This is a genomic window from Bacteroides sp. D1, from assembly GCF_000157095.2.
GTDB classification, from domain to species: Bacteria; Bacteroidota; Bacteroidia; order Bacteroidales; family Bacteroidaceae; genus Bacteroides; species Bacteroides xylanisolvens.
Genome location: NZ_JH114331.1, coordinates 237,938 through 245,853, shown reverse-complemented (window position 1 = coordinate 245,853; position 7,916 = coordinate 237,938). Strand labels below are relative to the sequence as shown.

Genomic DNA, 7,916 nt, shown 5'->3' with positions numbered 1-7,916 from the left:
AGAAAGTGGATTGAAAAAGCGAAGGCAACACGGAATATGGCACTGACGAACTTTGCATATGGTATTGAAAAAGACTGGGAGGCAGTACAGGCAGCTATTGATATCCCCTTTAATAACGGATTACTGGAGGGGACAGTGAATAAAATTAAAGCGGTAAAAAGGCAGATGTACAATAGGGCAGGAAGTAAACTACTGAGAGCCAAGATTCTTTATTCACAATAGAAGAAGTACCACCAAATTTGACGAAGAACCATTCCCAATAATCCAGATTGAAAAGTTTGTTTCCTTTCTCTCCTTTAAAGCAGAAATAAAGATCATGTACACCCTTTGCATTCTTTATCCGGCATGACATCTGTTTATATATATCCAGTCCTCCTGTCGGTGATATACTGACACTGCCTATTACCGGACCTTCAGTGCTGTCCAGACGAATTTCTATCATTCCGCCTTTTTCAACACAAGCTGCGCTTACACTGAATTTCTTTGCTCCCTTCTTGCCAAAGTCGGCACCACGCACACACAGATATTCATTATCATCAATATCGGTTATATACAAACCACCATTCTTATGATTTTCAGCTTTAAGACCATATCCCCAAGCCATCGTTTCAGCTTCCACTCTACGGTAAGGATTAAAGTTTTCAATCTGTTCCAGTTTCGTCTCCTGCCAATAAGGAACTTCCTTAATAGTTCCATCCGGATTATAATGCATTTTTGCAACAGATACCGAACGGCGTTCCTTATGATCCAAAGTCTCTAAATGAAGCAAATCATAATTTAGGCCAAATACATAAGAGCTACCTTTATAATCGATAATTCCAGGATGGTTCCCTCTACTCCGCTCTGTTGGACGCATAATATATCCTTTTGTACTCCATGGTCCGGTAGCTTTGTCGCTCATGGCATAGCCAATCCCTTCCGGACAACAAGTTGAAGCGAAAGCCATGTAATAATGCCCGTTCCGTTTATACACCCACGGACCTTCCTGGTAATGTTCCGGTTTATTTTCCACTTGTACAATTTCCCCCGAATATGAAATCATATCCTCATTCAGTTTCACATAATAAACATTCGGATTGCCCCAATACATATACGCTTGTCCGTCATCATCAATAAATACGGTCGGGTCAATGTCATACCAATGCTCCTTCTGCCAAACCAATGGTTTGTTCAATGGGTCTTTAAAAGGACCGTAAGGAGAGTCGGAGACCAATACGCCAATACCATTACCGTGAATCGGACAATACATATAAAATTTGCCATTACGTTCGATGACTTGTTCTGCCCAGGCACCGTTATCACGTTTCACCCAATCAAAACTCTTCAGAGAAGCGACCGCTCCATGATCGGTCCAATTGACCATATCGATGGAAGTATAAAGTAACCAGTCCAACATTTTAAATCCTTCGGCATCATCTTCATCATGAGTGGTGTAAAGGAAAACGGTATCATTATATACCATCGGAGCCGGATCAGCGGTATATTTTGTCTGGATAATAGGATTTTGTGCCGTTCCCGAAACAGCCATCATGACCAACAGGAGTGATACACCCCAAAAATTCAAGTTTTTCATATTCTATCAGTTTAAACAGTTATTTGGTTATTAATACTCCGCCATTGCAAGGAATAGATAGTTGCAATTCTTGATTCTTTCCTATTTCTATTTGTTTCACGCTACCCTGTAATGCCTTATCATCACTGAATAGTCTCACCTTTTCTCCATTGGAGAACATCGGCAAATTAACTTTAAGTTTCAGTGTTTCCTTCTGCGCATTTACTCCGGCAATATACCATTTGTCGCCATGACGACGGGCAAGAATAACGTATTTACCAGGATAACCATCAATGAAACGTACTTCGTCCCAAGTCGTTGGAACCTCTTTCATAAAATCAATTGCCCACGACGGAGCATCGGTCAGGTTATTCGGTGCCAGAGCAAAATGCTGTACCGGACTCTGAAATAGCACCGCCGTAGCTAGTGCGTAGACATCTGATGTCACCCGCCGGCTTCCCCGTGGAGCATTATCCGCATTATAATATTTGTTCAATGCACTACCTCCAAAATCCATGCTACCCACAGTGTTACGGATAAACGGATGCAGGGTGGCATTAAAAGCCTCATTATCACAGCTGCCTTGAGAGAAATGAAGATTTTCACTAGCCAATACAGCCTCACTCGATGCGAAGTTAGGATACATACGTTCCCAGCCACGAGGCAAAGTACATCCATGGAAAATAACTAAAAGACCGTACTCGTTTGCATCCGACAAGATATCCTCATACAACTGCATAGTCATTTGCTTGTCACCTCCGAAAAAGTCAACTTTTATTCCACGAATGCCAATGCTTTGCATCCATTTCATCTCCTTACGTCTGGCTATCGCATTATCCATAATGCCTCTCGGAGTTTGTGGTGCATCATTCCAATACCCATTCGAATTATACCACAAATAAAGAGCTACCCCTTTGTCCTTCCCATATTTAGCCAATTCTTCAATTTTATCATGCCCTATTTGCTTATCCCACAAAGCATCCACCAACACGGACTGATAGCCCATTGCTGCCGAAAAATCAATATACCGGAGTTGCTCTTTATAATTAGTACTTCCATCCATACCGATAATCCAGCTCCATGAACCCCGGCCATACGTATACTCTCCTTTTGCCGAATAAAGCGGTTTTACAACATCAAAAGGAACGGTTGTCTCCACTATTGGAGCCAAAGTCTTGCCCACAGTAATAGTACGCCAAGGCGTCTCGCCCGGCAACGCTATCCCCGGAGAAACCGTACCATTCCCATTTGCTTCACCTTCTTGCGGAAATCCAATGGTATACACCCCTTCTTTGTGTCCCAACAGACGGCTTGCGCAATATCCGCCATTTACTCCCGTTTCGGAAACAAGTGTCCAACCGTTATCTCCATTACGGAACAGACAGGGAAATGTATATCCTTCTCCCCAGCCATTTTTCCCTGCGACATCATCTGCCGTATAAGACGTCTCATAACTTGGAGAAGTACGGGCAAATCCTCCCATCGGTTTACTTTGCGGACAAAGGAAAGTGGTGGTTCCGTCAGGAAATACAAATCCTGTGACTTCTTGCTTAACCACGCAACTTAGTGTCTCACCTTGCGGATATATCTTATATTTAAAAGCAACATCGTTATTACTTATGCGGAATATAACATCATAAATTGTTTTCCCTTGTTGCGTAAACGAAAATACAGCTTCATTTGCCACATAACGAACCTTGCTCTTTTTAATAGAAGCCAGCTCGTATGTTTCATCTATTTTATTGGTTGAAACATTCTTCTCCAACGACATCCCCGATGAAAAATCTCCTATATTTGCAATCATCCCCAATGGAGATGGCTTCAAAAAAAGAACATTGTCATAACTAACAGAATAAGAGGGTCTTCCATCCATATCTGCGACTGTTACTACCAACTTTCCATCAGGACTTGCTATCTGTTTATTTTCTGCACTTGCAACGCTACTACCCAATAGCATAGCCATTACTATAAAAAACTTCATCATATTTCTACTTTTTAGATTCTTTTCTACTGACATAATCACACATTCTATTTACAATCAAAACTTTACAGAAATCGCTTTCCCATTATAATCGACGTTTTTTTGAGTCCCGTCCTGAAGAGTTACAGTAAATTTACGGTTCTTCAACATTCCCTCATACGTACCTTTTCTTGCCCCTATCGTCAATTTACGAGATACATTATTCCAAGAGATTGGAATTTCCGTATAAGCTCCTTTTTCGTAATTGTAATTATCAAATTCATCTTCATATAAAATGAAGTTTCCATTCGCACCCGCATACACCTTCAATTCAAGATGATCCCACGGTTTTTCAGTTGCATACTGAACTTGTGGACCGACAGGAATAATACTACCCGCTTTTACATACAATGGAATAACATCCAGTGTAGTCTCTTTGGTAATTTCCTTTCCGCCTTCATGTTTCTCGTTTGTCCAGAAGTCATACCATAGCGTTCCTGCCGGTAAGTATATGTTAGTAGATTTCGTTTCCATGAAATCCACAGCAACGTCAGTTTTTGTTTTTTTCGCTCCATCTCTGTTCCATCCTTCTTCTTCGGAGACTTTTACCACAGCTTCCGGTGTATATTGTGCATGAGCAATCGGAGCCACAAGGAGCGATTTTCCAAACATATATTCGTCATTGATATCCCACACCTTTCTGTCATCTACAAAATCCATCATCAAAGCGCGCATAAAACTCGATTGGCGATTGCTCACCTCCCAAGAAGTAGAATAAATATAAGGCAACAGAGAGTAACGCAAACCTATCATCTTCTCGATAGCATCATATACAGGCTCACCCTTCTTTCCGAACTTATAGATTTCCCTATAAACATCCGTCCCGTGCGAACGCATCATCGGATTGAACGTTCCAAACTGCAACCAACGCACATAAAGCTCCTGATACAATGGATTTTTCGAAGCACTATCATCATTCCAGCTTTTATTATAATGTCCTGCAAAAAAGCCACCAATATCACTATTCCAGTGAGGCATACCACACAAAGAAAAGTTTAATCCGGCAGGAATCTGATTTCTAAAACTCTCCCATGTGGAAGCGACATCACCACTCCATACATTTGCACCATAACGTTGTTGCCCCAAGAATCCCGAACGGGTTAAAATAAACACACGTTTGTCCGAAGTCATTGCACGCTGATGGTCGTAAACCCCTCCGACAGTCATCAACGGATAAGCATTGCGCACCTTACGGAACGAGCCCAGATAGGTTTTGGTATCCATATCCTCCGGCTTCCAATCCAGATGATCGGGTTCGGTAGAGTCCATCCACCAGGCATCCATTCCCAGCTTGAAAATTCCATCATTCAGATATTGCCAATAAATATCACGCGCTTCGGGATTGTAAGCATCATACACTCTTACACCGGAAGGATATTCCATGTTGGGGGGCCATGACTCCAATCCCGATTGCGGCCAGGTAGTGAAGTTAAACAACATTCCTTTTTTATCCAATTCTCTATAAGGCTTGGTCATCGGTCCGAATGACGACCAGATAGATATAGCCATGTGTGCGTTCATCGCATGGACATCCTCAATCATCTTTTGAGGATGATTGAAAGTCGGATTCTGGAAATCCATCGCATTCCACAAATAGTTATGCCCCCAATATTGCCAATCCTGAATAATACCATCCAAGGGAACACCCAATTCACGATATTTACGAACAACGTCTACCACTTCCTCCTGGCTCTTATATCTTTCTTTACTTTGCCAGTAACCATAAGTCCATAAAGGAAACATCGGTGCTTGCCCGGTCAGGCTGCGTACCTGTGCTATAACACCGTCGGCATTTTTCCCATACATGAAGTAATAATCCACACAGTCACCTACTTCAGAACGGAAAGATGTTTCAACTTCGTTATCCGTAAAAAGAGTCGGCGAATAGTTATCCCAAAACACACCATATCCTTTAGTAGACTGGAAGAAAGGTGACACATCTTCAACATTTCCCTGTATCAGATTTTTAGTCATGTTCCGCTGAATCATCTTTCCATTTTGCAATTGTCCCAAACCATAAATGGCTTCCTCCTTATCTAATACAAAAGGTTGATAAACCTGATAAGTTTTTGTCCCGGCATCATCGAAATCGATAAACTGCATACCGGATTTCTCTGCCAATAATGATTTGCCATCCTTTGAGAAATAAGAAACAATTCCCGTCCCGGTGTCCACACTGACACTTAGTTCACTGGTGTTCAATACAATCTTATTATCTTGTATATCAGCTTTGAAACTCACCTTTTCAGGTTTGGCAATTACAGAAAGACTCTGTTTTTCATAGGCAACACCTTCCGGTGACTTTATTACTCTCGCCACAGCAGGCGCAAAAAATTGTACTTCTATATCCACTGCATTTACAGTGGTTTTGATGCCGGACGATGTTTTCTGATAGTTCTGTGCGAATAAGATATTTGTGCTGAAGCATAAACATATACCCCAAAATAGATGATGTATTTTCATAATTATAGAATAATAAGGTTTCTAATTAATTACCAACAGATGTTGCATACAGTCCAATCATTGCTCCTGTAAAGCCACCAGCCTCATTAGTAGAAAGAATATCGCCGGAAACGGTTCCTCCTAAATTTAGGAAACCCTTGCCATCAATCGAATAATTAAAACGATAATCATCTCCATTAGCTGTTACTTGCAGTGTCACAGGTTTCTCTGTTTCTATCTTCACCTCACCTAGGACACTCGCTTGTCCTTTTTCGGTTCTTTGCAGTATCAGGTAATAGTCCTTTCCCTTTTTAGTGATACCGAAAACATAGTGATATCTTTCATTCTGATAACATGTTATACCGGCAAAATCTTTCTCATTTTTCGGTTTGTACTCCATGGTTGCTGCTGCTGTAAATTGATTATGCTGCTGACGGTAGAACAAAGTAGAAGTAGGTTTCACTTCATTAATATTTGAGGTAAAAGGGATGATCCGCAACCCTTTATCGGTCATATCAACGAATTCTTCACGAGGCCCTCTAAGACCAATCCATCTTAAGTCTAATGTTTTATCGGAGAAATCATCCTTAAAGACAAAGTTGCCACTAGGCAAATAACCGTTTTTCCCTGTTTGGTTCTCTACTCCCGAAGGCATCTTCAATGTAGGTTTCATAGGGATAAGCCCATTTTCGAAAACAGGAAATGTTCCGCTCCAGTCCACCGGAAGAATAAAAGTTTCGCGTCCGGTATTCACTCTGTTCTTCTCATTAGGGCGTATTCCCAAAAATACACCATAATATTTTCCGTCGGGTCCCTCCACTAAGTCTGCATGACCAGCCCAGTCTACTTTATTCGCCCGGTTTGCAGGAAAATAACGTTGAGTTAAAATAGGATTATTATTTGCCGGAAGATAAGGTCCTTTCGGATGATCACTTACAAAAATGACTTCGCTATGCCAGCCTCCGGTTCCTCCTTCGGCACACATTAAATAATAACGTCCATCTTTCTTATAGATATGAGGAGCTTCAATCCATATCGGTTTTTCTTCTATATTGACGCCACCGTTTACGATGATCCGGTCCGTTCCCGGAACCACTTTATCATTCTCCACATCATAATCCCATATTTTTATGACACGGTGTCCCGAGTAACGCTCATTTGCTTTAGCAGGAGCATCATTATGTACCACGTATGCCTTGCCATTATCATCAAAGAAAAGAGAAGGATCAATGCCTTCAAATTGAAGTTTGACCGGATCACTCCAGCCATTCTCCGGATTCTTTGTCTTTACCACCATATTTCCAAAGCCACCGGAAAATTGAGTGGTTATCATATAAAACGTATCATTATTGGGATTATATCTTATAGCAGGAGCATATACACCAGCACTAATACCACAATCTTCAACCTTTAATTGTGACGTTCTGTCCAGCACATGACCGATTTGTTTCCAGTTGACCAGATCATTAGAATGGAAAATAGGCACCCCGGGAAACATAGCAAAAGATGAGCACACTAAATAATAATCATTCCCTTTCCGCGTTATACTCGGATCGGGATAGCAACCCTGCAAAATAGGATTATAGAACTCACCCGGCTTTAAAGGATTGTTTTGATAAATAGCATCCTCCCCCTGATAAATAAATTGCGTAAAGACAGGAGCATTTTTTGTTATTTTACCCTTGCCACTCACCTCCATATTAAAAAACAGCATAAAAAATACGACAAGACCCACGGATTGCCAGCCCGACAAAATCAATTTTAATGTTCTCATATTATCACTTTTTATTTTCTATAATTTTCTGTTCCATAGTAGTGTTTGCAAATGTATCGATTCGGTTTTATCATATATGTACAATCATGATACAGGCATCTATATACAGGTTACATTTATCACAGACG

5 protein-coding genes are annotated in these 7,916 nt (G+C 41.0%); 1 reads left to right on the top strand and 4 read right to left on the bottom strand.

From position 1 onward, the window contains the following. Positions 1-36: 36 nt before the first annotated feature. Complete coding sequence (locus BSAG_RS23805) at positions 37-222, top strand: ISL3 family transposase (RefSeq protein WP_008997706.1); 186 nt, start codon at positions 37-39, stop codon at positions 220-222. Here the strand turns inward: BSAG_RS23805 and BSAG_RS20485 are convergent. From BSAG_RS20485 to BSAG_RS20500, 4 genes are read right to left on the bottom strand one after another with little or no spacing between them, the layout of a single operon-like run. Next, the gene (locus tag BSAG_RS20485; RefSeq protein ID WP_008997316.1) at positions 146-1,573 is read right to left on the bottom strand and encodes a glycoside hydrolase family 43 protein; all 1,428 of its coding nucleotides are present in this window, start codon (positions 1,571-1,573) and stop codon (positions 146-148) included. The two genes, BSAG_RS23805 and BSAG_RS20485, sit on opposite strands and share 77 nt — an antisense overlap. Before the next feature lie 19 nt (positions 1,574-1,592). Next, positions 1,593-3,569: a glycoside hydrolase family 97 protein gene (locus BSAG_RS20490; RefSeq protein WP_004314056.1), complete on the bottom strand. Its 1,977-nt coding sequence runs from the start codon at positions 3,567-3,569 to the stop codon at positions 1,593-1,595. A 21-nt stretch (positions 3,570-3,590) separates the two neighbouring features. Beyond that, on the bottom strand, positions 3,591-6,035 hold the full coding sequence (locus tag BSAG_RS20495) for a TIM-barrel domain-containing protein (protein WP_004314057.1): 2,445 nt from the start codon (positions 6,033-6,035) through the stop codon (positions 3,591-3,593). 25 nt (positions 6,036-6,060) lie between these two features. Continuing rightward, positions 6,061-7,788 carry a glycoside hydrolase family 43 protein gene (locus BSAG_RS20500; RefSeq protein WP_004314058.1) on the bottom strand — a complete coding sequence of 576 codons (1,728 nt, stop codon included), beginning with the start codon at positions 7,786-7,788 and terminating at the stop codon, positions 6,061-6,063. Positions 7,789-7,916: the final 128 nt, after the last annotated feature.

Coding starts and splice junctions, on each gene's coding strand:
- BSAG_RS20500 (WP_004314058.1), bottom strand. CDS start 7,788: ATGAGAACATTAAAATTGATTTTGTCGGGCTGGCAATCCGTGGGTCTT.
- BSAG_RS20485 (WP_008997316.1), bottom strand. CDS start 1,573: ATGAAAAACTTGAATTTTTGGGGTGTATCACTCCTGTTGGTCATGATG.
- BSAG_RS20495 (WP_004314057.1), bottom strand. CDS start 6,035: ATGAAAATACATCATCTATTTTGGGGTATATGTTTATGCTTCAGCACA.
- BSAG_RS20490 (WP_004314056.1), bottom strand. CDS start 3,569: ATGTCAGTAGAAAAGAATCTAAAAAGTAGAAATATGATGAAGTTTTTT.
- BSAG_RS23805 (WP_008997706.1), top strand. CDS start 37: ATGGCACTGACGAACTTTGCATATGGTATTGAAAAAGACTGGGAGGCA.